Raw genomic sequence first — 26,264 nt, forward strand, 5'->3', positions numbered from 1 at the left:
TAAAAAAGTCCATGAAAGGTATTAAAATCTACTTTTCAAGTCATTTTTGTACACATTTTGTCTATTGGTCTTATGAGGTGAGAAGACTATAATTACATCATAAAGTTCCTTTTGAGGATAACTAATAAATTTTACTAAATGAATATAAATAGTGTAGAGAGGATAATGACTTATGTCAGTTAAATCAAATATCGTGAAAATTGGGATATGTTTTGCTGTACTTGCTGTCCCGGTTTCGCAAACTATATTCCCGGTATTTGCTGCAGAGAAAACTGGATTAAAAGCAAGTCAAGATAACGTGAATATACCAGATACTAATTTAAAAAAATATTTAAATGGAAGATTTGGGCAGGCGAGCACAGCAGATATTACCCAAGCACAAATGGATTCATTAACAAGCATTACATTAGAAAATATAAATATTATTGATTTAACCGGTATTGAATATGCTCATAATTTAAAAGATTTAACCATAACCAATATTCATGCAACAAATTATAACCAAGTAGGAAGTATTATTAACCTTGAACGGTTGTGTATTATGGGAGCTGATGTTACATCTGATAAAATACCGAATTTAAGTGGCCTTACTAATTTAACTCTACTAGATTTTTCACACAGCGCGCATGATAATTCTGTTTTAACTAAAATAAATACTCTTCCGAATGTAAACAGTATAAACCTTAGTAATAATGGTGCAATAACGGATATTATGCTCCTTAAAATTATGCCAGAACTGGAGAAGTTAAATATTCAATTTGATGGAGTGCATGATTATCGAGGCATAGAAGATTTTCCTAAATTAAATCAACTGTATGCATATGGCCAAAACATAGGCAGTAAAAAATTAATTAACTCCGATATTAAAAGTAGTAAATTAACGTACAATGCAGAAAATCAAACATTATACATTCCATTCAGCTTGATGACGGAACGGACTGTTAATTATGATGGCTATGTACCAGATTTTGTGAAATCAACAGCAAGTAACAATACTTACTTTACAATGAATGAGCAACAAGTAAGTGGGGATAGACTAACAATCACAAGCGATGGCTTAACAGTGAGTGATGTGAGTAAAACAGAATTTGATCATCTTGAAAAAATGGAATACAATGCGAGAATTGATTTGAATACTCAATCTTACAATATTCCTGATCAATTTAAAAATGGTGGGTCTTACACTATATCTGCTCCTACTTATGATCATTATTTCACGGTTGATCACTCTTTGAATATCACTGCTGATAGTGAAAAAACATATATAGAAAATCAACCAGTGACAGAAGCAGAATTTTTAGCAGATGTTCATGCGAAAACTGATGATGACTCAACCGTTACAAGTGATTTCGTTGATAAAGTAGATTTCAAGATCCCTGGGACGTATACAGTTACTTTACAATCTGAAAATAATGCCGGATTGAAGGCGGCGCCAGTTCAAGTAAACGTAATCATTAAAGCAAAGACAGCGATTACTGCTGATGAAAAAATCACTTATAAACTTGATGCATCTAAAACAGAAGCAGGATTTCTAGCCGATATTAAAGCAAAGACAAATGATGGAACAGCGATTACAAGTGATTTTGGGGCGATTGTAGATCTTTCCAAACCAGGAAAATATGTCGTTACATTAAACGCGGAAAATGATTTACAAAAAGCTGTGCCAGTGTCAGTAACGGTTATTGTTGAAAATGAAACACCAATACCGGATCCAACACCAAGCCCGACACCTGAGCCAACACCAAATCCAGTTATCAATCCAAACGTAAGTAAACCGGAAGTTCCAAGTTATAAAGTTCCATCAATAACTGTTAAAGAAAATAATGTAAAAAAGGAAACAAGTAAAAATGCTTTACCTAAAACAGGAGATTCTTTACCTGTTGGAGGGATTTCTGTAGGATTTCTACTAATCGGACTAAGCTTTATTGTTTCAAGGAAAAAATAAAAAAAGCATCTGCCCCGAGAAAGGGCAGATGCTTATTTATTCATAACACTAGTTAACATTGCTACATAAGCTTGAGCGCCAGTTTTAGTTAAATGGACGCCATCAGGGGCAAAGTACTGTGATTGACCGCTAGATCTTGAATACCAATCAACAACGGTTACATTAGGTCGTGAGTCGGCGTTAGCAATACTTTTGTTTACTTCCGATTGCCAACCACGAGGTACTCGCGTATTTACTAAATAAATGGTTGCTTTATCAAATTGATCTAATAAGCTATTTAATTGATCCTCTGTGAATGGACCATTTGTCCCGAGCTCAAGAATGACAGAACTATTTTCGCTATTGAATTTCTTATAACCAGTCGCTGTCGTAATAGCATCTCGTAATTGACGTCCGACAAGACCATCAATGGTGACATTAGGGACAGCTTCCTTCAAGTAAGGCTCAATATCAAGCATGACCGAATCGCCAATCGCTACTGTTTGTGTAATCGTTGGTTTTGGAGCGGCGGCAGATTTATCTTTGTTGTCCGGTTCTGGCGTTTCATCTTGTCCGCTAGCTTTGTCAGCGTCTGTTTCTTTTGAGCTTTCTTTTTCGTTCGCTGCTTTTTCATCTGCTTCTTTTTTCGTATCTTTCTTCGTTTCTGGAGTAGAAGTAGTGGTTTTAACAGAAGTTTGTTGTTTTTCTGCATTGGTATTAACGGACAGAACATTAGTCATACCAAGAGTGAATATCGCTAAAACAGCTACAACACCAGCAATACTTAACCACTTGCCAATAGGTTTGTTTTTCCAGACGAAATAGTTTTTATCTTTAAAGCCTTTGAAATAGTTAATAAAACCATTTTTTCGAATCGGCGTTTCAATAAAGCGGAATGATAATTCAGCAATAATAAATGTAGCCGCAACTTGTAAGATAGCGCGCCAAATATTAGGCTGCGTAAGTTCTAATACAGGGGTAGTTAATGTAATAATTGGATAGTGCCATAGATAAATACCGTAAGACCTTGTTCCAATCCATCTAAGCGGTTTAAAACTGAAAATTTTACTTAGATAAGAAGCGGGGTGAGAGATAGTTGCGATCATGATAACGCCAAGAATCGCAACGAATAACAAACCACCGCGATATAAGAAAGGTTGATATTCACTTACAAAAGCGGTGAATAGAACAAAACAAAGAATACTGATTGTTCCGGCAATATTAAGAACTGCCTTACTTTTCTTAGGTACTACAGGGCTAAGCCGATTAAAAGGCCATACAAATGCAAGTGCACAACCTGCCAGTAAATCAAATGCTCTTGTATCCGTCCCATAGTAGACACGACTCGGATCTGTTCCTGGAACGTATAAAATCGTCATCCAAATGGCGGAAAGTAAACCAAGACCAATAACGATTTTTAAAAGTAGTTTCGGATTTTTGACCCATTTAAGAAATACAAGTAGAAAAGCGGGCCAAATCACATAAAATTGTTCTTCAATAGCTAATGACCATAAGTTTTTAAGTGGTGATGGGAGTCCAAATGAATCGAAATAAGAAACATTGTGGAAAATGAACCACCAATTACTTACATAAAAGAAAGAAGCAATCGCATCGCCGCGTAAGTTTTTTAAAATTTCTGGGTGAAAGAAAACGGCATAGATAACAACTACCACAATCATTACATAAACGGCAGGAATGAGTCGCCGAAAACGTCTAATCCAAAATTGTTTTAATTGCAGTGATTGCGTTTTTTCCCATTGTGTTAATAAAATATTTGTAATTAAATAACCAGATAAGACGAAAAATATGTCTACGCCGATGAATCCACCTTTTGCCCAGCTGAAATTCAAGTGGTAGGCGATTACTGCAAGAACTGCGAGTGCTCGGAGTCCATCAATACTCGGAACATATTTTCTACTGTAGCGAGTAGTCCTTTTCAAAATAACATCTCCTATTTGTGATAAGTAAATATATGTGTGTAAACCTAGACAGAGATAGTAAAGAGATCTGTTTTTAGCTCCATACTATAATACCATACATAAATCAAGAAGTAATTTAAAATGCTGAATTAATTGATAGATTTTAAAAATTTGAGTATATTTGCTTATTTTTGTTATAGTAAATATAAGTAAATAGTTTGGGGGGAAGCATTTTGACGGAAATATTTGCCCATCGAGGCAGTAGTGGAACACATCCGGAAAATACGATACCAGCGATGAAAGCGGCTGTTTCATCTGGTGCAGACGGCATCGAGTTAGATATTCATGTACTGAAAAGTGGAGAATTAATCGTTATGCACGATGAACGAGTTGACAGGACAACAAATGGAAGTGGCTTTTTGAAAGATCACACTCTTTCAGAAGTGAAGAAACTAGTGATTGGCAAACGATTTTTCCGAAAAATTCGTGTGCCGACTTTAGAAGAAGTTTTTAAGCTAGTGAGTGGCTCTGATATTATACTAAATATCGAACTTAAAACGGACGTCTTTGAATATGAAGGAATAGAACAAAAGGTTTTAGACTTAGCGGGAAAATTCCCTCAAGTCAAGCGGATGTATTCTTCTTTTAACCCAGATACACTCATTCGATTAAGAGAATTAGAGCCAACTGCCAAACTAGCTTTAATTACACACGAAAACTTAGAAGAAGTATTACCTCTACATGAAAAAATCCAGCTTGACGCAGTGCATCCGCCAGTAAAAGCAATGAAAAATCCTATCTTAAAGCAAATTGCAGCACGATACTGGACAGTGAATAAAGATGAAACTATGGTGCATTTTCTAGAAGCTAATGCCAAAGGAATAATGACAGATTTCCCTGAAAGAGCAGTGGCATTATGGAAGGAGCGCTAAATTCCATGAGCAAAACGCTTTCATTATCCAGCGTTAAAAGCTATAATCGTAGTAAGTTAATAAATATTATTGTCTGAGATTCGGAGAGACTGCAAAAGGCGAGCGCAATCGCCTTACTTTGCAGTCTCTTTTTTTGTTTTTAAACTTAAAGCGTTTCAGTTAGATTGAAAAGTGGAAAAGTAACGAAGAAGGCATAATTCAGATGATAAACAATTTGAAGGGGGCAAACAAAATGGTACAATTATTTTCAGCATTTGACAGAGAAACAATCGAAAGAAATCTTCAAGAGGAAAAATTTGATTTAGTCATCGTCGGTGGCGGAATTACAGGAGCAGGAATCGCTTTAGATGCAACTTCAAGAGGAATGAGCGTTGCACTTGTTGAAATGGGCGATTTTGCAAGTGGTACATCCAGCCGTTCGACAAAACTAGTCCACGGAGGACTGCGATATTTGCAACAATTTGAAATTAAGGAAGTAGCAGATTTAGGAAAAGAGCGTGCGATAGTCTATGAAAATGGACCTCACGTAACAACACCTGAATGGATGATGCTTCCATTCCATAAAGGTGGAAATATGGGCAAAACAACTGCTTCATTTGGGATTCGTTTATATGATTATTTAGCAGGTGTAAAGAAAAATGAACGCCGCAAAATTTTAAGCGCAAAAGAAACTTTAGCCAAAAATCCTTTCGTAAAAAAAGATGGCTTAAAAGGTTCTGGTTACTACGTAGAGTATCGTACGGATGATGCGCGTTTAACAATAGAAGTCATGAAGAAAGCGGTAGAACTCGGAGCAAATGCCATTAACTATACGAAAGCAGAGCATTTCTTATATGATGACAATAAACAAGTAGTTGGCGTAACCGTAACAGATCGTCTGTCTGGTAAAGCATACGACATTAAAGGTCACCGCGTTATTAATGCAGCCGGCCCGTGGGTGGATAAAGTAAGAAAATTAGATTATGCAACAAACAACAAACATTTACGCTTAACAAAAGGAATTCATTTAGTTATTGATAAACAAAAATTCCCAATGGAACAAGCGGTATACTTCGATACGCCCGATGGTCGCATGGTTTTTGCTATTCCGCGTGATAAAAAAGTCTACGTTGGGACAACAGATACCGTGTATGATGAAGCAGTAATCAATCCGAAAGCACTCGAATCCGATCATAATTATGTGATTAAAGCAATTAATTACATGTTCCCTGATGTGCATATTACCGAAAAAGACATTGAATCAAGTTGGGCTGGAGTTCGTCCACTTATTTATGAAGAAGGTAAAGATCCATCCGAAATTTCTCGTAAAGATGAAGTTTGGTTTTCTGAAAGTGGCTTAATTACAATGGCCGGTGGTAAACTTACTGGATATAGAAAAATGGCCGAAAAATTATTAGATGATGTTTCTAAATCACTAGCGAAAGAAACCGGTAAAAAATACAAACCAGTTCAAACAAAACATTTGCCTATTTCTGGTGGCGACATTGGTGGCTCAGAACAATTAGAAGCATTCCTATCTAAGAAAGCGAAAGAAGGAAATAATCGCTTTGGTTGGACATTAGAAGAAGGCCGCGAGATGGCAAAACGTTTCGGTAGCAATATCGATCAATTGTTTACGTACGCACAAGAACATAAAGAACAAAACGAAACCACTTTGCCAAACAGTTTATATGCGGAATTACGTTATTCGATTCAACACGAAGCAGTAACAACGCCAATTGATTTCTTATTACGTCGAACAGGCTACTTACTTTTTGATATGCCGTACTTACTTGAATGGAAAGATGCGGTTGTAGATGAAATGGCTAAACAATTCCACTGGAGCGATGATGTAAAACAGACTTATATGGAAGAATTAAATATCCAAATTAACGATGCCAGAGAGCCAGCTGATTGGCACGATAGATAATAATAAACCAAAAAGAGCGCATATCTTCCAAAGATTTGCGCTTTTTTTATGAAAAAAATCATTTTCGCTATTTTCAAGATACCTTTTTCGTGGTACATTGATTACAGACGAAAAGGAGGTTTTTTTTTGAGCAAGATTCCTGTCATCGTCATCGTTGGCCCAACTGCTGTCGGCAAGACAAGTTTAAGTATTGAACTAGCGAAGCGTTTGGATGGAGAAATCATTAGTGGGGACTCTATGCAAGTTTATCGCGGATTAGATATTGGTACAGCAAAAATCACACCAGAAGAAATGGATGGAATCAAACATTACCTTATAGACGTGACCGATCCTTCTGTACCGTTCACCGCAGCAAAATTCCAATCAGAAACAAGGAAATCGATAGAAGCAATACATCAAGCTGGTAAATTACCAATTATTGTCGGTGGAACAGGACTTTATATTCAATCTGTTTTCTATGATTATGGTTTTGGGAACGCAAGCGAAGATAAGGCTTACCGAGCGGAGTTAGAACAATTAGATAAAGCTATATTATGGCAAATGCTCGAGCAACAAGATCCGGAAAGTGCACATCAGATACATGAAAACAATAAGCGTCGAGTGATTAGAGCATTAGAAGTAATGCATCTAACAGGAAAGCCTTTCTCGGAATATCAAGTGCATAATGTACTTAATAATACATATAAACCACTTTTTCTAGGGCTTGACTTAGATAGAAAACTACTTTATGAAAGAATAAATCAGCGAGTGGATCTAATGTTTGAGCAAGGCTTGATAACTGAAGCAAAAAATTTATTCGAGCAACATTTAGTGGACGTTCCAGCGGTTCGTGGCATCGGCTACAAAGAATTATTTCCTTATTTTGAAGGAAAGAGCACTCTAGAAGAAGCGAAAGAATTAATTCAAAAAAATTCAAGACATTTCGCGAAAAGACAGTTAACTTGGTTTAGAAATAGAATGGATATTGACTGGATTCAGGCGGGTGTTAGCAGTACAGAATCAGAAGCATTAAATAAAGCAACAACCTTTTTAACAGCTAAATAACGCTTTTCTGTTTGGTAGGAAGAAATAAAGGGTATTTGAAATTAGCCAACCAATTGTGCAATGGAACTTCATTGGGGTTTGGGGAATTTTTTAGTATAAGATAGAGATTGGAGAGGGAAATTATGAAACAAGGTGGACAAGGGTTACAGGACTATTACTTAAATCAATTGCGTAAGGAGAAAATTCTTGCAACTGTATTTTTAACAAACGGCTTTCAGTTAAGAGGACGCGTTGTAAGTTTTGACAATTTTACCGTACTACTAGATGTCGAAGGAAAACAACAACTTGTATTTAAACACGCAATTTCAACTTTCTCCCCGCAGAAGAATGTCGCTTTAAATCCGGATGCGGAATAAGTACTTTACTTGAAAGACAGGGAACTCGCTTTTTTGCGATGTTTCATGTCTTTTTTTTATGCAGAAAATATGCTACGATTAGTTTTGTCTGAAAAAGGGAGAAATGCTTGTGGAACGAGAAAAAATAATACTTGTAGGCGTGATTTTGCCAAATAAAACAGAAGAAGCTTTCTGGAATTCCATGAATGAACTACATAGTCTAGCTAAAACGGCGAATGGCGAGGTAGTAGATGAATTAATTCAAAAATTAGAACGAGTAAATCAAGCGTCGTTCATTGGTTCAGGTAAGCTGGAAGAACTTGCTGCGTTAGTGGAAATGCATGAGGCGGATGTTGTTATATTTAATAGTGAACTTAGTGCGACACAGGTACGCAATATTTCTAAGGCGGTTGAGGCACGAATAATTGACCGAACACAATTAATTCTAGATATTTTTGCCATGCGCGCAAAATCCAAAGAAGGAAAACTGCAAGTCGCATACGCGCAATATAAATATCTTTTACCAAGGCTCAGTGGACAAGGTGTTTCCTTATCAAAACTTGGAGGAGGTATCGGTTCGAGAGGGCCGGGTGAATCCAAACTAGAAATGGACAAACGACATATTCGTGAAAAAATGCATGATATCAAAGCGCAATTAACACATGTTGAACAGCATCGCAAGCGAATCATTGAACGAAGAAATACACAATCCGTTTTTCGGTTCGGTTTAATCGGTTACACCAATGCGGGGAAATCAACTATTTTCAACCGGTTAACGAATGAATCAACATTACAAGAAGATAAATTATTTGCAACGCTTGACCCGACTACTCGAAAGATTCGCTTTTCCGGTGGGTTTCAAGCGCTTTTGACAGATACAGTAGGTTTTATTCAAGATTTGCCCACGACTTTGATTGCAGCGTTTCGCTCTACTTTAGAGGAAACAGCCAATGTAGATGTGTTAATTCATGTAGTAGATGCATCAAACCCAGACTATTTGCAGCACGAAACGACGGTAATTTCCTTATTAGAGGAACTTGAAATGAACCATCTACCAACATTAGTCATCTACAATAAAATGGATCAGGCGCCGGCCACGTTCGTACCTGATCAACCAGAAAGCCTACTTATATCGGCATTAGATCAACTGGCCCCAGATACGATTAAACAGCGAATGATACAATTAATTGAAAAAAATTGGACTCACTTTACGATAGAACTTTCAGAAGAAAAAGGAAAAGAATTAGCACAAATAAAACAACAAGCTTGGGTAACGAAACTAGCATATATTGAAAGTAAACAAAGTTACCGTATAGAGGGATACAAACCGAGAAAGGAGCTAAATAATGAATAATATTCAAGCGATACGAAAAAAAGTGGAAACTCAAATTGATGATTTGCAAAATAAAACAGACGAAATTGCTGAATTTAATCAAGCGAAAGTGTTAGATGCGTTTCAAGAGAATAAAGTAAGTGATTTTCATTTTCATCCTTCCACTGGATACGGTTATGATGATGAAGGTAGAGATACATTAGAACGTGTTTATGCAAGTGTGTTTAAGACAGAGGCCGCTCTTGTACGTCCACAAATAATTTCAGGAACGCATGCAATTTCAACCGTATTATTTGGCATTCTTCGCCCGAATGATGAATTACTTTATATTACTGGTCAACCTTATGATACGTTAGAAGAAATTGTAGGAATCCGAAATCAAGGACAAGGTTCTTTAAAAGATTTTCATATTGGTTACAGCTCTGTACCGCTTCTGGAAAATGGTGATATAGATTTTCCGAGAATAGCGGAAAAAATGACAATAAAAACAAAAATGATTGGAATTCAACGTTCACGAGGTTATGCGGATAGACCTTCTTTTACAATAGAAAAGATAAAAGAAATGATTGTGTTTGTAAAAAATATCAATCCAGAAGTAATTGTTTTTGTAGATAATTGTTACGGAGAATTCGCGGAATATCAGGAGCCGCCAGAAGTTGGAGCAGATATTATCGCAGGTTCATTAATCAAAAATCCTGGTGGCGGATTGGCGAAAACGGGTGGTTATATTGCAGGGAAAGAGGCGTTAGTAGATTTATGTGGTTATCGCTTAACTACACCTGGAATAGGTAGAGAAGCAGGCGCATCACTCTATAGTTTATTAGAAATGTATCAAGGTTTCTTTTTAGCCCCTCATGTGACAGCTCAGGCAATTAAAGGAGCGAGATTCACGGCTGCCATGCTTGCGGAGTTTGGTGTAGAAGCTGATCCAGTATGGGACGCGCCGAGAACTGATTTAATACAAAGCATTTCCTTCCATAACAAAGAAAAGATGGTTGCATTTGCGCAAGCTATTCAAGCAGCCTCACCGGTTAATGCGCATGTTTTGCCAATCGGTGCATATATGCCAGGTTATGAAGATGACGTGATAATGGCAGCTGGGACATTTATACAAGGCGCGAGTTTGGAACTAACAGCAGATGGGCCGATTAGAGAACCTTATCAACTCTATGTTCAAGGCGGTTTGACCTATGAACATATCAAAATTGCAGTGACTCGAGCGATCCAGAAAATAGTATAAAAAAGTAACATTTATTTGCAAAAAATATTTTTAAATTTTACCGCGATGGTTTTAATCGCGGTTTTTTTATGTGAAACCCATTGGTGTACAATGGATTTCGCGATATGTTAGATTATCTTACATAAATTTGACAAAACATCTAACGTACATTATAATGCTACTATCATCAATAAATAAATATGTTTTGAGGGGGAATTGTCGTGAGTGAAAAGGAAATCCGGAGATCAATGCCGCTGTTTCCAATTGGGCCTGTGATGAAGCTAACTGATCTCACCGCTAGACAAATTCGCTACTATGAAGACCAAGGATTAATCCATCCGGCACGAAATCAAGGAAATCACCGTTTGTATTCACTTCAAGACATTGATGTTCTGCTAGAGATAAAAGATTATTTGAATGATGGTCTGAATATTGCGGGAATTAAGAAAATGTATCAAATGCAACAAAAAGAATCTAAAGAACCTTTGACAGATGATGATGTACGCAAAATACTTAGAAAAGAAATGCAACAAGCTGGCCGTTTCGTAAAGCAAGATGCGACAGGAAAACAACAATTACCAAGGTTTTAAAAAGACAAGAAGAGGTATTTACTTTATTTAGAAGTTAATATAATTAGATTATTTAGGAGGAATTTAGATTATGGCAAAATATACAAAAGAAGACATTTTCCGCTTCGCAGATGAACAAAATGTAAAATTTATTCGTTTACAGTTCACGGATATTCTCGGGATTATTAAGAATGTGGAAATTCCTGTTAGCCAACTAAAGAAAGCGCTAGATAACAAAATCATGTTTGATGGTTCCTCCATTGAAGGCTTTGTACGAATTGAAGAGTCTGATATGTATTTATTCCCAGATTTAGATACTTGGGTGGTATTCCCATGGACAGCTGAAAAAGGAAAAGTTGCAAGAATGATTTGTGATATTTATAATCCTGATATGACTCCTTTTGCTGGAGACCCACGTGCTAACTTAAAACGTGTACTTAAAGAAATGGAAGAATTAGGTTTCACAGAGTTCAACTTAGGACCTGAGCCAGAATTTTTCCTATTCAAATTAGATGAAAATCGTCGTCCGACACTTGAATTAAATGATAGTGGTGGTTACTTCGATTTAGCACCAACTGACTTAGGTGAAAACTGTCGCCGTGATATCGTGCTTGAATTAGAAGAAATGGGCTTTGAAATCGAAGCGTCTCACCATGAAGTAGCACCAGGACAACACGAAATTGACTTTAAATATGAAGATGCAATTACCGCGTGTGACAGCATCCAAACATTTAAGCTTGTTGTTAAAACAATTGCTCGTAAACATGGTCTGCATGCAACATTTATGCCGAAACCACTTTTTGGTGTCAATGGTTCCGGAATGCATTTCAATATGTCGCTATTTAATGAAAAAGGAAATGCTTTCTTCGATGAAAGTGGTGAACTTGAATTAAGTAAAACTGCTTATCATTTCTTAGCTGGGATGTTAAAACATGCTCGTGGATATACGGCTGTTACAAACCCAACAATCAACTCATTCAAACGTTTAGTTCCCGGTTATGAAGCACCTTGTTACATCGCGTGGTCAGGTAAAAATCGTAGCCCGCTTGTACGTGTTCCAAGCTCTCGTGGATTAAGTACTCGTCTGGAATTACGTAGTGTTGATCCATCAGCTAATCCATATTTAGCAATGGCTGTATTATTAAAAGCTGGTTTATCCGGAATTAAAGATGAATTAACTCCTCCAGCACCAGTTGATCGTAATATCTACGGAATGAACGAAGAAGAACGCGAAGCAACTGGAATTTATGATCTTCCGGAAAGCTTAGGTCACGCTCTGATCGAACTTGAAAAAGATGAAATTATCAAAGATGGTTTAGGTGAACACATTTTCGAACACTTTATTGAAGCGAAAACAATTGAGTGTGATATGTTCCGTACAGCGGTTCATCCGTGGGAACGCGAACAATATCTTGAAATTTATTAATAATCAAAAGCACGTTTCCTATAGATGGAAGCGTGCTTTTTTTATTGGAAGATGGGTATCAAATGTTTGATGTTTGGTAAATAGAGGCATATATTTAAAAATGTGCTAGTGAAAAGGCTGTTTTCATTAGAGAAAGGGGGAGAAATGCAGATTACTTTAGCTATTTTAGTATTTGCCTTTACATTGTTATTTGTGATTTGGCAACCAAGAAATTTATCAATCGGATGGTCAGCGTGCGGCGGTGCGTTAATTGCCTTATTACTTGGTGTTGTCACTTTACCAGATGTTGCAACAGTTACTGGAATTGTTTGGAATGCGACCCTCGCTTTTATTGCTATTATAGTTATTTCGCTGATTTTAGATAAAATTGGTTTTTTTGAGTGGGCAGCTTTACATATGGCACGGTTAGCAAGAGGTAATGGGTTGTTAATGTTTATTCTTATTTCTGTTTTGGGAGCTTTCGTCGCTGCGTTGTTCGCTAATGACGGGGCAGCGCTAATTTTGACACCAATTGTTTTAGCGATGGTGCGAGCGCTGAATTTTGATGAGAAAAAGGTATTTCCTTTTATTATTGCTAGTGGTTTTATAGCGGATACGACATCCTTACCGCTCGTAGTTAGTAATTTAGTTAATATAGTTTCGGCTGATTTTTTCGGCATTAGTTTTTCGCAGTATGCGCTTGTTATGTGGATTCCAACGATTTTCTCTTTAGTTGCGAGCGTTTTAATCTTGTATTTTTATTTTCGGAAAGCATTACCTAAAAAGTATGATACGCGAGTGATTCGAGAGCCGGCTTCTGCAATTAAAGATAAAAAGCTGTTTCGTGTTTCTTGGGGAATACTTATCATTCTTGTAGCAGGCTATTTTTTGAGTAGTTTTTTAGACATTCCAGTGTCGTTTATTGCTTTACTAGTCGCTGTTATCTTTTTAGTAGTCAGTGCAAAAAGTCATGCCGTCTCAACAAAAGCAATTTTAAAAGGAGCACCTTGGAATATTGTGTTTTTCTCGGTTGGTATGTATGTAGTTGTATATGGTTTACAAAATGTCGGTATCACAAAATTATTGTCAGAAGCAATTTCATATGTAGCGCACTTTGGTTTATTTGCAGGGACGGTTGGAATGGGGTTTATTGCTGCCTTACTATCTTCTGTCATGAATAATTTGCCGACAGTGATGATAAATGCACTTGCAATCGATCATACGTCATATACAGGAGTGATAAAAGAAGCGTTAGTCTATGCAAATGTCATTGGCTCTGATTTAGGTCCAAAAATAACGCCAATTGGCTCGCTGGCAACGTTACTTTGGCTACATGTTCTAGCGCAAAAAGGAATAAAAATAAGTTGGGGCTCATATTTTAAAATTGGCATTGTAATTACTATTCCAGTTTTATTCCTAACGCTCATCGGACTATATTTTTCACTACTTATTTGGAATTAAAACCCCCTGCACAATGGAGTGCAAGGGGTTTTGTTATGCCTTCTTATAAAGAACATGAGGCTTTAGTGGATTGCCATTTACTAAAGCGGGATGTTCAAAAGTAGCTATTTTTGTTAAATGAATTTTTTGCATGACATTTTCTGAAGGTTTATTGAGTACGGCGGTAAAACTGTATATTTCGTTAATAGTGTTGATTTCTTCAGCAAATGCTAATGCGCCAAGTGCGGCTTCCGTGGCGTAGCCTTTGTTCCAAGCGCTATGTTTTAATCGCCAACCTATCTCCGTGCAGGGAGTAAATGTAGCTTCAAATGTAGCCTCATGAAATCCGGTAAAACCGATGAATTCACCAGTGGATTTAACCTCAATGGCAAAGAGACCGTATCCAAGTGACTTTAGTTCTGCTTGAATCCTATCAAGAAATGCATTGCTTTCATTTTGAGTTAATGTGGCTGGGAAGTATTTCATTACATGTGCGTCTGCATTCATTTGACTAAAAGAAAGATAATCGCTTGCGAAATAATCTCTTGCAATAAGCCGTTCAGTTTCAAAATAAATCATGTGCATAACCACCTGTTCAAACGAATAAAATTAGCGAATATCTCGATAAAGACCGATTACTTTTCCTAAAATCGTTACATTGTTTAAAAGGATAGGTTCCAAAGCGTCGTTTTCAGGCTGTAATCTAAAATGGTTCGCTTCTTTGTAGAATCGTTTACATGTAGCTTCATTTTCATCTGTCATTGCTACGACGATTTCGCCATTGATTGCAGAACTTTGTTGTCTAACGATTACTTTATCACCATCAAGAATTCCGGCATTTATCATACTTTCACCGTCGATTTCTAACATGAAGACATTGGTTTCACCAGCTGCCATGTATTCTGGTAGTGGGAAATATTCATCAATATTCTCAATTGCAGTGATGGGCATTCCGGCGGTTACTTTCCCGATAATAGGAATATTTACAACATTGGGTGTCTCTGCTTCGTCTTCTAAAGATAATATTTCAATCGCACGAGGCTTTGTTGGGTCCCGTCTAATTAAGCCTTTACCTTCAAGGCGAGCAAGATGTCCATGAACAGTAGAGCTGGAAGCCAGGCCAACTGCTTCGCCGATTTCGCGGACGGAAGGTGGATAACCTTTTTCTTTTACTTCTGATTTTATAAATTCATATATATCTTGTTGGCGTTTAGATATTTTCATGGTTTCACCTCATTGATTTAATGGTTATTTTATAATTCAAGTATAGCAAAAGAAAAACCAATATGCAAACAAAGGTTCGTTTTTTATTGACATATACGAACGGTTGTTCTATAATATAGAAAAGCGAACGTACATTCTTTTTGGAGGGATTATTAATGACTATGAAATTAATTTGGGATAAATTTTATGTTTCTATTATATTTGTACTTACTTGCATCGTACTAGGAATCATTTTAATGTGTACTGTAGTTGGCGGGGGAAACGACTATTCAGAAGTGAACGTAAGTGAAGGGGATTCATTATGGGCACTGGCAGATCAATATGCAGGGAAGAGTGATATGGCCAAAGCAGATTTTGTCAGCTGGGTAGAAAAAGAAAATAATTTAGCTGACGGCCATGTGGAAGCGGGAGAATCAGTAATTATCCCTGTACACAAAACAAAATTAATAAAGAGTGATAGCACGATTCAACTAGCAAACCAGTAAGGTCGATTTAGTGGCCGTTTATGATATAATATTAGAAAGTAGCTATTTGGTTGCTTTCTTATTTTTTATTCTAATAGAAGAAAAGGAGAATAACGATGCTAGAAAAAGCTAAAATAGATCGTATTAATGAGCTTTCTAAAAGGAAAAAAGCTGGAACATTAACTGCCGCAGAAAAAGTGGAGCAAGATAAATTACGAAAAGAATATATAAAGTCTTTCCGAACACATATGAAAGGTACAATTGAAAACACAACGATTATTGACCCTAACGGAAAAGATGTAACTCCGCATAAAGTGAAACAAATTAGAAAAAATAAGCACTAATAATTAGTACCAAATAAACATTTATGAGCAAATGAACAAAAATACCAATCAATTAAGCAATTTAAAGCAATTATTAGTTGTGTTAATTGCTTTTTAGGCTTATTATTAAAAGTAGTTAAAATTATATTGAAGAGAGGATGTTTCATTTGTTCGATAACACAGATAGTTTAGCAGTGAATACAATTCGTACATTATCAATGGACGCAATTCAAAAAGCAAATTCTGGTCATCCAGGATTACCAATGGGAGCAGCACCAATGGCTTACGCACTATGGTCGCGTGTATTAAATACTAACCCTAAGAATTCACATTGGTTTAACCGAGATCGTTTTGTACTTTCTGCTGGGCATGGCTCCATGCTTTTATATAGTTTATTACACTTAAGTGGATTCAAATTAGAATTAGAAGATCTTAAAAATTTCCGTCAATGGGAAAGTAAAACTCCTGGTCACCCGGAATATCGTTATACAGATGGTGTAGACGCAACTACTGGTCCGCTTGGTCAAGGTATTGCGATGGCTGTTGGTATGGCTATGGCAGAAAGACATTTAGAAGCGAAATATAATAAAGATGGTTTCCCAGTGGTGGATCATTATACTTACGCACTATGCGGAGATGGTGACTTAATGGAAGGTGTTGCTTCAGAAGCAGCTTCTTATGCAGGTCATCAACAATTAGGAAGATTAGTTGTTCTCTATGATTCCAATGATATCTCTCTTGATGGTGATTTAGACAAATCTTTCTCTGAAAATGTAAAACAACGCTTTGAAGCTTATGGTTGGGAACATTTATTAGTAAAAGACGGTAATGATACAGCTGAAATTTTAGCTGCAATCGAAAAAGCGAAACAAAACACTTCTCAACCTACTATGATCGAAGTGAAAACTGTTATCGGTTTTGGTGCTCCAAATGCTGGTACAAGTAAAGTTCACGGTGCTCCACTAGGCGATGAAGGTATTTTAGAAGCGAAAAAAGCTTATGGTTGGAACTACGAAGAGAAATTCTTTGTTCCTGAAGAAGTTACTGCTCGCTTTAAAGAAACAATTGGCGAACGTGGTGAAAAAGCAGAAACAGCTTGGAATGAGTTATTTGCTTCCTATAAAGCAGAATATCCAGAGCTTGCTAAACAATTAGAAGATAGCTTGAACAACAAGTTACCTGCTGATTGGGATGCAGACCTTCCAGTATATGATGATTCCAAAGCGCTTGCTAGTCGTGCTTCCAGTGGAGAAGTAATCAACGCGTTAGCTGGGAAAATCCCAACCATTTTTGGTGGATCTGCTGACCTTGCAGGTTCGAATAATACAACCATTAAAACAGATGGTGAATTTACAAAAGCGACTCCAGCGGAAAGAAACATTTGGTTTGGTGTTCGTGAATTTGCGATGGGTGCTGCACTAAATGGTATGGCACTTCACGGTGGATTACAAGTGTACGGCGGAACATTCTTCGTATTCTCTGATTATGTACGTGCTGCTATTCGTTTGTCTGCCATTCAACATTTACCAGTAACTTATGTAATGACACATGATAGTATTGCTGTAGGTGAAGATGGCCCAACACATGAACCAATTGAACAACTTGCAAGCTTACGAGCAATGCCAGGGCTTTCTGTTATTCGTCCTGCTGATGGAAATGAAGTAGTGGAAGCTTGGAAACTTGCTATCACTTCTAAATCTACACCTCATGTACTTGTTCTTACTCGCCAAGGGTTACCAACATTACCAAACTCTGCTAAATTAACTGCAGAAGGCGTTAAAAAAGGTGCTTACGTAATTTCACCTGCAAAAGGGGAAGTGCCGGAAGCAATCATTCTTGCGAGTGGTTCTGAAGTTAACTTAGCTATCGAAGCACAAAAAGAACTTCAATCCCAAGGAACAGATGTATCAGTTGTTAGTGTGCCATCGTTTGATTTATTCGAGCAACAATCAGCAGAATACAAAGAAAGTGTTCTACCGAATGCTGTTAGAAAACGTGTAGCAGTAGAGATGGGTGCTAGCTTTGGTTGGGAGCGGTATGTTGGTTTAGATGGTAAAGTTATCGGAATTGACAAATTTGGTGCTTCTGCTCCAGGCGAAACTGTTATCAAGAATTATGGCTTTACTGTTGAAAACGTCGTTAAAACAGTAAAATCACTTTAATGAAACAATCGGACCGTTACTAGTTTTTCTAGAGCGGTCTGTTTTTTTATGCTTTTTTTAGATTGCGTCGTGGTGCCATTAATGATATAATTACGAGGTTGTTTGCGACTTTTATTGATAAATTAATCAAGATGATATGTTTTCTTGAAAAGTATTGTCTGTTTAATATAAATCAAGTACAATAAAAGAGGATTTTGTTTCAAGGAGGAGAAAAGAGACTATGTGGATTTACATTCTTGTCGGCATTATTTGTTTACTAGCTGGTCTTGCGGGAGGATTCTTTATTGCAAGACGTTACATGATGAGCTATTTAAAAAACAATCCGCCAATTAACGAACAAATGTTACAAATGATGATGGCACAAATGGGTCAAAAACCATCACAAAAGAAAATCAATCAAATGATGAGTGCGATGAACAAACAGCAAGAAAAAGAAAAACCGAAAAAAGCTAAGAAATAATCTTTTAACAAGAGTAAAACCCTTTAAAATTAGTTTGTAAAAAGCTAATTTTAAAGGGTTTTTTTATTAGTAGAATTAGCATCATTTTTTCTTATATAACGAGTTACAATAGGAAATAAATTAAAATCTACATCATAATTTAAAACAGTTAATTTTATTAGAAGCGTTTGAGTAAACTGTTTAATATTTATCAGTGGTATTTCTGGAAGGTGGCTGGGAATTGTTTCTGAAATGGAATTTAACCAATTTTTTACTTCTTCGTTATTTATTTTTTGTTCAAAGAGGGCTGTTATTAATATATTACTTAGGCGCTCATCTTCTTCACCAGTTAGTATGTTAGTGTTGTTCTTATAAAAAAATGTAATTGCAGTCATTATTTTTTTTACATCTATTTCATTAATTGTTCTTTGATAAATTAGTTCATCTAGAGCGTCTGCTGTATGTGCGATGCAATGGGCCCAACCTTTTTCCTCAATAAAAGAGTGCGTATTTTTTTCTTTTTCTAGTAGTTCAATTAGCAAATCCAAAGTTTTTCTAATTTCATTATCAGTTAAGAAATTATGGACCTTATTATTTTCTAGTAGTAATGCTATAATTAATGCTAAAAATGAGCGTTGAAATACTGCATCTGAGTCAATAATATTAATCTTGAATAGTAAATTATTCTTATTGACTGCGTAATTATAAATTCTCATTTTTTGTTCTGTAGTTAAATTATCATGAACAACAAGCCATTCGGAAAAAATATTATAAGCAATATGATCTCTCAATTCACTATCAATAGAAGAAAGATAGGACAACATAGTATCAATTATTTCGTTAGAAGCATCTGGGTCATTAGGTAAGATATAATTATTTTGTTTTAATGTATTGAATAAATTAGAATTATGCACAATAATACCTACTTTCTTTTAGTTTTTAGTTGCAGATATAAGCAGCATCATTGGCCGTCGGTATTCATCTTGCATTTCGGGTAGCGCTTTTAGTTCTGGAGCCGGTTCGGGTTCGATTACGCTATTAATTCGGAAGCCGTTTTGTAGTAATGTTTGGATATAACTGGTAAGCGTACGATGATATTTCTGGACGTCCTCTCCAAGGAAGTGACTTGTGCGCACAGATTCGTTGAAGTAACGGTCGACGGGCCAGTGCAACTTATTTCCGGCTTCATCCGTATACCAATCTTGACGTCCGTCTGCTGTAAATACTGGATGCTCTACGGAGAATATGAAAGAGCCGCCCGATTTTATGTTAACATGGACTTTCTGACAAATTTCGTCAAAGGAAGCTACGTAATGAAGTGCCAGTGAACTTAGAACAATATCATATGTTTCTGGCTCTAAATCTATATCCTCTATAGCTTTTTGCTCGTAATGAACTACCGGGGAGGTTGTTTTTTGTTTGGCTTCAGCAAGCATTCGTTTGGATAAATCGATACCAAGTACTTTTTGTGCACCATGGTCAGCGGCATAAATGCAGTGCCATCCAAATCCACACCCTAAATCAAGGACTACTTTTTGGTGGAAATCAGGGAGTAGCTTTTTAAATTCATGCCATTCACCAGCTGCTTTTAATCCTTCCTTGGAGCGGGGCATTTGGCTATATTGTTCAAAAAAATGTTTATCATCATATTTATTTTCTTTCATTTCTTATTCCTCTTTTCATCGATTAATCAGATGCATGACTGAATTCTTTTTCTAAGAAGAGGTGAGCAAGTCCACTCACTTGTTTTAAGCGCAAGATTTCGTTGGCGTCCATTCCAATGTTTTTCATAATCCAACTATCGGACATTCCGCTGTCTACAAGTTCGCTCACAATGTTGGACATTAATTCTACGTTATGGAATCCACGCGCGCGATTATGGCGTATAGTTGAGGCCATTCGATTCACGGTATCTTTTTCTAGGATGACAACTGGTAGGTATTCGTTTTCTCGTTCGCGGATTCGTTTGGAAGTAGTCATGATTGTGTAACGGTGGAACCCATCTATTATTTCATATTTATCGCTACCTTCCAAGGGATAACAAACAATGGGTTGAGTAAACCCATCTTCCCAAATTGATTTTTCAAGCAGTTTGAGTTCAAGCGGCGGGACGGTGTTCGGATTATAGTTATTTGCTTGTAGTTTTGTGTAGTGTATTGGAGTGACGCTATATACTGGGCTTTTGTAATTCATTATTTCACCTCATAAGATATTATTATATTTCTCTAGTGCGTTTTTTCGCTTCTCTAGTTCTAATTTTGTTTGACCAAATCCCATATATTTGCAGGTATAATCATTTTTCAAAATAGCAATACACATCCGTTTGTAAGTAGGGACGCTTGCAAACTCTTTGATTTTTAAATCGTCTGGATACTCTTTAAAGCGAACGATTTCCATAGGATTGGTATATACTCGATTGTTTTGTGGTTTACCAAGGAAATCTGCTTGGACATCTAATTTTTTCAATTCCTCAACAGTTTCTACTTTTAAAGCGCCGCCTTTTTCGGTCCAGTATGTAATACTTGTTTTGAATTTTTTTAAATAGCGCTCTCTCGTGTAACTCGGCAAAGTCGTGAGTAAAAACTCTAAATACGATTTCCATGTATGATTTTTTGGTAATTTAATTTCTTTCCAAGCCATTGCGGAGGTGCCGCCGTAAATTGCGGTGAAATTAGCACCGTTTACGCGACCAACTAGTTTGGACCAAAGAGCGGGTTCGATAACACGATATAATTTAAGACTTTCTGTGGCAGAATCGTTAAAAGGGCTAGCGACACGCATATCGTGTACAGTTAAACCTGCTTGATAGAATAAATCATATATTTTATTATAGGACCATTGAAATTTAGCATTTGCAATCCAAATATCTTCCACTCGCCAGTCGTGTATTGGATAGGCGTTGTATATGTTTTTGGAAATTTCCGTAGTCCAATTGTACTTTTTATACATTCGTTCTTTTTTATGAATCGCGTTATAACGATTAAGGGATTCTTGTTGTCTTATGCCAATTAAAGCAATTGTTTTTTTTGCGTTATTCTTAGTATGTAGCCAGTGAATGATTTTTTTATTAAATTCATAATCCCAAAGATTTTCAAAATCAAAGTCAAAAGGAGCATTATCTTCATTGATGACGAATGGAAAGGAGGGCATATTTCTAACCCAAATATCTTGTTTAGATTTTTCCCAGGGTTTCCAGTGGTCAGTAAACATTGAAACGGCGGATTGAGCCGCGATTGGAAGGCAACACCAAAGCGGCTCGATAATATCTAAATTACTGGTTAACATTTCGGTAACAAAGGTAGTTGTAGCGCTATACTGACCTTCGTAGTCTAAATGATATACGTAGATTTTCTTTTGTATATGATGTTTTCGCATGTAATCAATCATGAGATGTAGCATGACTGCACTATCTTTACCGCCTGAAAAAGAAACGATGATATTGTCAAATTCGGAAAAAATTACTTCCATTCGTTCTTGGGAAGCATCAAAGACTGTTCTAGAAAGCATCCATTATCACCTCAAAAGAATTTTTTTGTGAGAGTTCTTTTTTGAATTCTTGCAATAGGTTTGTTTTCTTAGAAATATTTATATCAATAAGAGAATCGAGTCCAACGTTCCCACTTAAATCATGGTAGTAGCAGTCTTGCGTTTGTCCGGTCCGGTAAATCCGCCTTTCAGATTGATCACGCTGAGAATAGTCAAATGTTTTATCGAAGTAAATAATTTGATTATAAAATTGCAAATTGAGTCCATAAGAAGATTTAGCAAAAGTAGTAATTTTTACATTAGGGAATGCTTTTTGTAATGCTTCTTCAGAACGTTTGTATTTACAAAAAATAATCGTCGTTTCTTCTTTTCCGGCGACTAAAGATTTAGTAATAGTAAATTTTTCGGAGGAGAGACAGTAACAGTGTTGCATGACTTGAGACATTTCTAAAAAATTAATATTAATGGTATATGCTGCTGCTTTTTGCAGATAGTCTTCTTTTATTTTGTAATATTGTTTTAAAAGTTCCTCATCAATCGAAAAATCATGACGAATATAATGCCACTTAACTGCTAACTCATGTGAAGAAGTAAAAATATATGGTGCGATTAGTTTATGTAAGTACTCTAAATTATGATACTTTTTAATAATGTCCATTGATTGTTGCTTGCTTTGAGTTAGTTGTGTAATCGTTACGTATTCACAAAACGTCTTTTTAAACTGCGAAAAACTTAGATTTAATATTTTAGGAGATAAAAACTCTAGTTGGGACCAAAGATCTAAAATATTTCGACTAAGCGGGGTGCCATTCATAATTAATTTGTAGGTAGCGAGTCGTGAAAGTTTGATTGCCCGCTGTGTTCGAAGCGCTTGGACATTTTTGATTTTTAAGCTTTCATCCATAATAATGTAGCTATTGGTTGAATTTTTTAGTTTGTCACGACAATAGAGGTATAAGCGATCAGAGTTAGAGAGAGATTCAATACCGATAATTTCTTGCGGGAATTTATAACCCCATTTGTTTATTTCTGTTTCGAGATTTGCTTTTGTTTGGAAAGGAGTAATCCATAACACATAATCTGGTTTTGCATCATTGATTAATTCACAAGCTACCCGTGTCTTCCCGCTACCCGGTTTCATAAACAGAGCACCAACTTTATATTTTTTAAGCTTTACCAGTGCTTGTTTCTGGCTATCTAATAAGGTCATTTTCAATTATCACATCTTTTTCTATTTTTTTAGGGATATGTGTACGTACTTTGACAATGCAATCTTTTACTTTTTTTGTATGGAAGAATTGCATTATTCCTTCACTTTCATTTTGGAAGGTGTGGATCATTTGGGCTGCACTTATTTCTTTTTTTTCTGTATGTTTCTTTAGAAAGAAGTTCCACGTATCTGGAAAATAAAAATAGCTGTATTCGGATGTGAGTGAAAACACCATTTTTTTAGGTAGTAAGAAAAAATAACCTTGATATTCACTTTCTGAAGGCATTTCGATAATTGTTTGCTTATCCCACTGTTCTATTCGTTCGCTATATGTATATATTTTGTACCATTTAACCATTTATATCTAATACTCCTATGTGTTTTGTTTTTTTTGTTCATTTTTATGTATTTATGCGTTTATTTTATCATAAATAATATTAAAATAGCGGATAAAACTATTTGTATTCGATGAGAAATTAGTATTAACAACAAAAATAATCATAAAATAAGGGACGTTTTGAGTTATTTTAAATGTTTTTTTATTTTTTGGTAGAAAACACTTTTGTAATAGCTAGCTTTTTAGTAGAATAGATAATGGTGGATGGAAAACTTTTCTATCTATGAATAGAATATGAAATTGGAGGCTATTATGGATACCCCAGATTATAAACGAGTTGTATTAAAATTAAGCGGTGAAGCACTTGCCGGAAATGATGGCTTTGGAATTAACCCGAGCGTGGTCAATTTGATTTCTGCTCAAATCAAAGAAGTAGTAGAACTAGGAGTAGAGGTGGCTATCGTTGTTGGCGGCGGAAATATCTGGCGCGGTAAACTTGGTAGTGAAATGGGAATGGACCGTGCAGCAGCAGACCAAATGGGAATGCTTGCGACTATCATGAATTCCTTATCTTTACAAGATTCCCTTGAAAATATTGGAGTAGCAACACGTGTGCAAACTTCTATTGATATGCGTCAAATTGCGGAGCCGTACATTCGTCGTAAAGCAATTCGTCATTTAGAAAAAGGTCGTGTCGTTATTTTTGCAGGTGGAACAGGTAACCCGTATTTCTCCACAGATACAGCGGCAGCACTAAGAGCGGCTGAAATCGAAGCCGATGTCATCTTAATGGCGAAGAACAATGTCGATGGTGTCTACAATGCTGATCCAAAACTAGATGAAAATGCGAAAAAATACGAAGAACTATCTTACCTTGATGTAATTAAAGAAGGTTTAGAGGTAATGGATACCACTGCATCATCTCTAAGTATGGACAATGATATTCCATTAATTGTCTTCTCATTTACAGAACAAGGCAACAATATTAAACGTGTTATTTTAGGTGAAAAAATCGGAACTACTGTTAGGGGGAAAAAATAATGAGTAAAGAAGTATTATCAAAATCCAAAGAAAAAATGGAAAAAGCAGAACAAGCGTTAACAAGACAATTAGGCACAATTCGTGCTGGTCGTGCGAATGCATCTCTACTTGATCGTTTATCAGTAGACTACTACGGAGCAGCTACACCAGTGAATCAAATGGCTTCTATCAGCGTTCCTGAAGCTAGAATGTTACTAATTACACCTTACGATAAAACTATTTTAGGTGAAATCGAAAAAGCAATTTTGAAATCAGACCTAGGTTTAACTCCAAATAACGATGGTTCTGTTCTACGTTTATCTATTCCACAATTAACAGAAGAGCGTCGTAAAGAGTTAGTTAAAGAAGTGAAAAAAGAAGCGGAAGAAGCGAAAGTTGCGGTTCGTAACATTCGCCGTGAAGCTAATGAAGAATTAAAAAAATTAGAAAAAAGTGGCGATATCACAGAGGACGATTTGCGCTCTTATGGTGAAGACGTTCAAAAATTAACAGATGAAAGCATCAAGAACATCGATAGCATCACGAAAGACAAAGAAGCGGAAATCTTAGAAGTTTAATTGATACTTTTACAAATAGTAACAAATAGGTTAAAGACCTTTTAAGTTGAAGTGGCATTCCTAATTCTTTCCATATGTGTTGGGTTAGGAATGTTTTTTAATGGGCAATTCCATCGCTCTCATGAAACTCTCATCTGTTCACATGGAATTTTTAGTACATTAATTGATTCTTTTTTGTTATTATAGGTATAGACATGCTCTAAGAAGTGTATCAATTGGAGGATTTATGATGTTTAAAAAGCTATTTCGACAAGATGAAAATATATTAAATAGTGAACTTTCAGAAGATTTACCGATTCCGCGCCATGTTGCTATCATTATGGATGGTAATGGAAGATGGGCGAAGAAACGTTTCTTACCACGCATTGCTGGACATAAAGAAGGTATGGATGTCGTGAAGCGAGTGACACGTTATGCTAATGCAATGGGTATCAATGTATTAACGCTCTATGCATTTTCAACTGAAAATTGGAAGCGGCCTACAGATGAAGTGGATTTTTTAATGAAATTACCTGTAGAATTTTTTGACTCTTTTGTACCAGAGTTGATTGAAGAAAATGTTCGTGTTAATGTGATGGGGTACAGAGAAAATCTACCTGATCATACGATGCGTGCAGTAGAAAAAGCCGTTGCGGATACAGCACATTGTACAGGTCTTACGCTTAATTTTGCGCTTAACTACGGTGGACGTTCAGAAATTATTACGGCTGCAAAAGAAGCAATGAAAGAGCTCGAACGTGAAGGCAAAAGTGCAGAAAATCTAACAGAAGAAATGTTAAATGACCATTTGATGAGTAGCGGCTTAGGGGATCCAGACTTGCTGATCCGAACAAGCGGTGAACTTAGATTAAGTAACTTTATGCTTTGGCAACTTGCGTATAGCGAGTTTTATTTTACGGATACACATTGGCCTGATTTTTCAAAAGAAGATTTTTTACAGGCAATTATTGAATATCAAAACCGGTCACGTCGTTTTGGAGGGCTCTAGGGAG

26 protein-coding genes are annotated in these 26,264 nt (G+C 36.3%); 17 read left to right on the forward strand and 9 right to left on the reverse strand.

Going from position 1 to position 26,264, the window contains the following annotated elements; translation table 11 throughout:
- Window positions 1-172 precede the first annotated feature (172 nt).
- On the forward strand, window positions 173-1,945 hold the full coding sequence (gene inlK, locus HRK21_RS12155) for a class 1 internalin InlK (protein WP_070006627.1): 1,773 nt from the start codon (window positions 173-175) through the stop codon (window positions 1,943-1,945).
- A gap of 32 nt (window positions 1,946-1,977) precedes the next feature.
- Here the strand turns inward: inlK and HRK21_RS12160 are convergent, their stop codons facing one another.
- Window positions 1,978-3,864 carry an acyltransferase family protein gene (locus tag HRK21_RS12160; RefSeq protein WP_070006628.1) on the reverse strand — a complete coding sequence of 629 codons (1,887 nt, stop codon included), beginning with the start codon at window positions 3,862-3,864 and terminating at the stop codon, window positions 1,978-1,980.
- A 212-nt stretch (window positions 3,865-4,076) separates the two neighbouring features.
- On the opposite strand from HRK21_RS12160, the gene HRK21_RS12165 reads away from it, so the two are divergent.
- The 9 genes from HRK21_RS12165 (at window position 4,077) to HRK21_RS12205 (ending at window position 14,050) form a co-directional block, all read left to right on the forward strand.
- Window positions 4,077-4,775, forward strand: a complete 699-nt coding sequence (locus HRK21_RS12165) for a glycerophosphodiester phosphodiesterase (RefSeq protein ID WP_069888882.1) — start codon at window positions 4,077-4,079, stop codon at window positions 4,773-4,775.
- Window positions 4,776-5,007: 232 nt separating this feature from the next.
- A complete protein-coding gene (locus tag HRK21_RS12170) occupies window positions 5,008-6,684 on the forward strand; it encodes a glycerol-3-phosphate dehydrogenase/oxidase (RefSeq protein ID WP_003738829.1) in 1,677 nt (558 codons plus the stop codon).
- Window positions 6,685-6,810: 126 nt separating this feature from the next.
- The gene (miaA, locus tag HRK21_RS12175; RefSeq protein WP_070006629.1) at window positions 6,811-7,728 is read left to right on the forward strand and encodes a tRNA (adenosine(37)-N6)-dimethylallyltransferase MiaA; all 918 of its coding nucleotides are present in this window, start codon (window positions 6,811-6,813) and stop codon (window positions 7,726-7,728) included.
- A gap of 122 nt (window positions 7,729-7,850) precedes the next feature.
- Window positions 7,851-8,084 carry an RNA chaperone Hfq gene (gene hfq, locus HRK21_RS12180; RefSeq protein ID WP_003719566.1) on the forward strand — a complete coding sequence of 78 codons (234 nt, stop codon included), beginning with the start codon at window positions 7,851-7,853 and terminating at the stop codon, window positions 8,082-8,084.
- A 109-nt stretch (window positions 8,085-8,193) separates the two neighbouring features.
- Window positions 8,194-9,417, forward strand: coding sequence for a GTPase HflX (gene hflX / locus HRK21_RS12185; protein WP_077952760.1), 1,224 nt, complete (start codon window positions 8,194-8,196; stop codon window positions 9,415-9,417).
- Entirely contained in the window at window positions 9,410-10,636 is a 1,227-nt protein-coding gene (locus HRK21_RS12190; protein WP_003738832.1) for a methionine gamma-lyase family protein, read from the forward strand. Before hflX ends, HRK21_RS12190 begins: the two co-directional genes overlap by 8 nt.
- Window positions 10,637-10,836: 200 nt before the next feature.
- The gene (locus tag HRK21_RS12195; protein ID WP_003719570.1) at window positions 10,837-11,205 is read left to right on the forward strand and encodes a MerR family transcriptional regulator; all 369 of its coding nucleotides are present in this window, start codon (window positions 10,837-10,839) and stop codon (window positions 11,203-11,205) included.
- A 70-nt stretch (window positions 11,206-11,275) separates the two neighbouring features.
- Window positions 11,276-12,610: a type I glutamate--ammonia ligase gene (gene glnA, locus HRK21_RS12200; RefSeq protein WP_003738833.1), complete on the forward strand. Its 1,335-nt coding sequence runs from the start codon at window positions 11,276-11,278 to the stop codon at window positions 12,608-12,610.
- 144 nt (window positions 12,611-12,754) lie between these two features.
- Entirely contained in the window at window positions 12,755-14,050 is a 1,296-nt protein-coding gene (locus tag HRK21_RS12205; RefSeq protein WP_070006631.1) for an arsenic transporter, read from the forward strand.
- A 33-nt stretch (window positions 14,051-14,083) separates the two neighbouring features.
- On the opposite strand, the gene HRK21_RS12210 is transcribed toward HRK21_RS12205, so the two are convergent.
- Together HRK21_RS12210 and lexA are read right to left on the reverse strand one after the other, a co-directional pair.
- Window positions 14,084-14,608, reverse strand: coding sequence for a GNAT family N-acetyltransferase (locus tag HRK21_RS12210; RefSeq protein ID WP_070006632.1), 525 nt, complete (start codon window positions 14,606-14,608; stop codon window positions 14,084-14,086).
- Window positions 14,609-14,638: 30 nt separating this feature from the next.
- Window positions 14,639-15,253 carry a transcriptional repressor LexA gene (gene lexA, locus HRK21_RS12215; protein WP_003723438.1) on the reverse strand — a complete coding sequence of 205 codons (615 nt, stop codon included), beginning with the start codon at window positions 15,251-15,253 and terminating at the stop codon, window positions 14,639-14,641.
- A 155-nt stretch (window positions 15,254-15,408) separates the two neighbouring features.
- Here lexA and yneA point away from each other — a divergent pair, with 155 nt between their 5' ends.
- From yneA to HRK21_RS12235, 4 genes are all read left to right on the forward strand, one after another.
- Entirely contained in the window at window positions 15,409-15,738 is a 330-nt protein-coding gene (gene yneA, locus HRK21_RS12220; RefSeq protein ID WP_003738836.1) for a cell division suppressor protein YneA, read from the forward strand.
- 95 nt (window positions 15,739-15,833) lie between these two features.
- Complete coding sequence (locus HRK21_RS12225; RefSeq protein WP_070006633.1) at window positions 15,834-16,061, forward strand: DUF896 domain-containing protein; 228 nt, start codon at window positions 15,834-15,836, stop codon at window positions 16,059-16,061.
- A 146-nt stretch (window positions 16,062-16,207) separates the two neighbouring features.
- Window positions 16,208-18,202 (forward strand): transketolase, encoded by a 1,995-nt coding sequence (gene tkt / locus HRK21_RS12230; RefSeq protein ID WP_003738838.1) that lies wholly within the window; start codon window positions 16,208-16,210, stop codon window positions 18,200-18,202.
- A gap of 220 nt (window positions 18,203-18,422) precedes the next feature.
- Window positions 18,423-18,662: a YneF family protein gene (locus HRK21_RS12235; protein ID WP_003723442.1), complete on the forward strand. Its 240-nt coding sequence runs from the start codon at window positions 18,423-18,425 to the stop codon at window positions 18,660-18,662.
- Between the two features lie 50 nt (window positions 18,663-18,712).
- Here the strand turns inward: HRK21_RS12235 and HRK21_RS12240 are convergent, their stop codons facing one another.
- The 6 genes from HRK21_RS12240 to HRK21_RS12265 are packed head-to-tail and all read right to left on the reverse strand — an operon-like array spanning window position 18,713 to window position 23,695.
- Window positions 18,713-19,555: a DUF2785 domain-containing protein gene (locus tag HRK21_RS12240; RefSeq protein ID WP_070006634.1), complete on the reverse strand. Its 843-nt coding sequence runs from the start codon at window positions 19,553-19,555 to the stop codon at window positions 18,713-18,715.
- An 18-nt stretch (window positions 19,556-19,573) separates the two neighbouring features.
- Entirely contained in the window at window positions 19,574-20,305 is a 732-nt protein-coding gene (locus HRK21_RS12245; protein ID WP_070006635.1) for a class I SAM-dependent methyltransferase, read from the reverse strand.
- A gap of 22 nt (window positions 20,306-20,327) precedes the next feature.
- Window positions 20,328-20,834, reverse strand: a complete 507-nt coding sequence (locus HRK21_RS12250) for an IbrB-like domain-containing protein (protein WP_003738841.1) — start codon at window positions 20,832-20,834, stop codon at window positions 20,328-20,330.
- Between the two features lie 9 nt (window positions 20,835-20,843).
- Entirely contained in the window at window positions 20,844-22,148 is a 1,305-nt protein-coding gene (locus tag HRK21_RS12255; protein WP_003738842.1) for a phosphoadenosine phosphosulfate reductase, read from the reverse strand.
- Window positions 22,138-23,343 (reverse strand): SNF2-related protein, encoded by a 1,206-nt coding sequence (locus tag HRK21_RS12260; protein ID WP_077905676.1) that lies wholly within the window; start codon window positions 23,341-23,343, stop codon window positions 22,138-22,140. Before HRK21_RS12260 ends, HRK21_RS12255 begins: the two co-directional genes overlap by 11 nt.
- Window positions 23,321-23,695: a hypothetical protein gene (locus HRK21_RS12265; RefSeq protein ID WP_070006636.1), complete on the reverse strand. Its 375-nt coding sequence runs from the start codon at window positions 23,693-23,695 to the stop codon at window positions 23,321-23,323. Before HRK21_RS12265 ends, HRK21_RS12260 begins: the two co-directional genes overlap by 23 nt.
- Window positions 23,696-23,986: 291 nt before the next feature.
- On the opposite strand from HRK21_RS12265, the gene pyrH reads away from it, so the two are divergent.
- The 3 genes from pyrH to uppS all read left to right on the forward strand — a co-directional run bounded on the left by pyrH (window position 23,987) and on the right by uppS (window position 26,260).
- Window positions 23,987-24,715, forward strand: coding sequence for a UMP kinase (gene pyrH / locus HRK21_RS12270; protein WP_003723449.1), 729 nt, complete (start codon window positions 23,987-23,989; stop codon window positions 24,713-24,715).
- Window positions 24,715-25,272 (forward strand): ribosome recycling factor, encoded by a 558-nt coding sequence (gene frr, locus HRK21_RS12275; protein WP_003729925.1) that lies wholly within the window; start codon window positions 24,715-24,717, stop codon window positions 25,270-25,272. Before pyrH ends, frr begins: the two co-directional genes overlap by 1 nt.
- Before the next feature lie 229 nt (window positions 25,273-25,501).
- Complete coding sequence (uppS, locus tag HRK21_RS12280; RefSeq protein ID WP_003738845.1) at window positions 25,502-26,260, forward strand: undecaprenyl pyrophosphate synthase; 759 nt, start codon at window positions 25,502-25,504, stop codon at window positions 26,258-26,260.
- The last annotated feature ends 4 nt before the right edge of the window (window positions 26,261-26,264 follow it).

It is taken from the genome of Listeria monocytogenes, from assembly GCF_013282665.1.
In the GTDB taxonomy this organism is placed as follows: Bacteria; Bacillota; Bacilli; order Lactobacillales; family Listeriaceae; genus Listeria; species Listeria monocytogenes_C.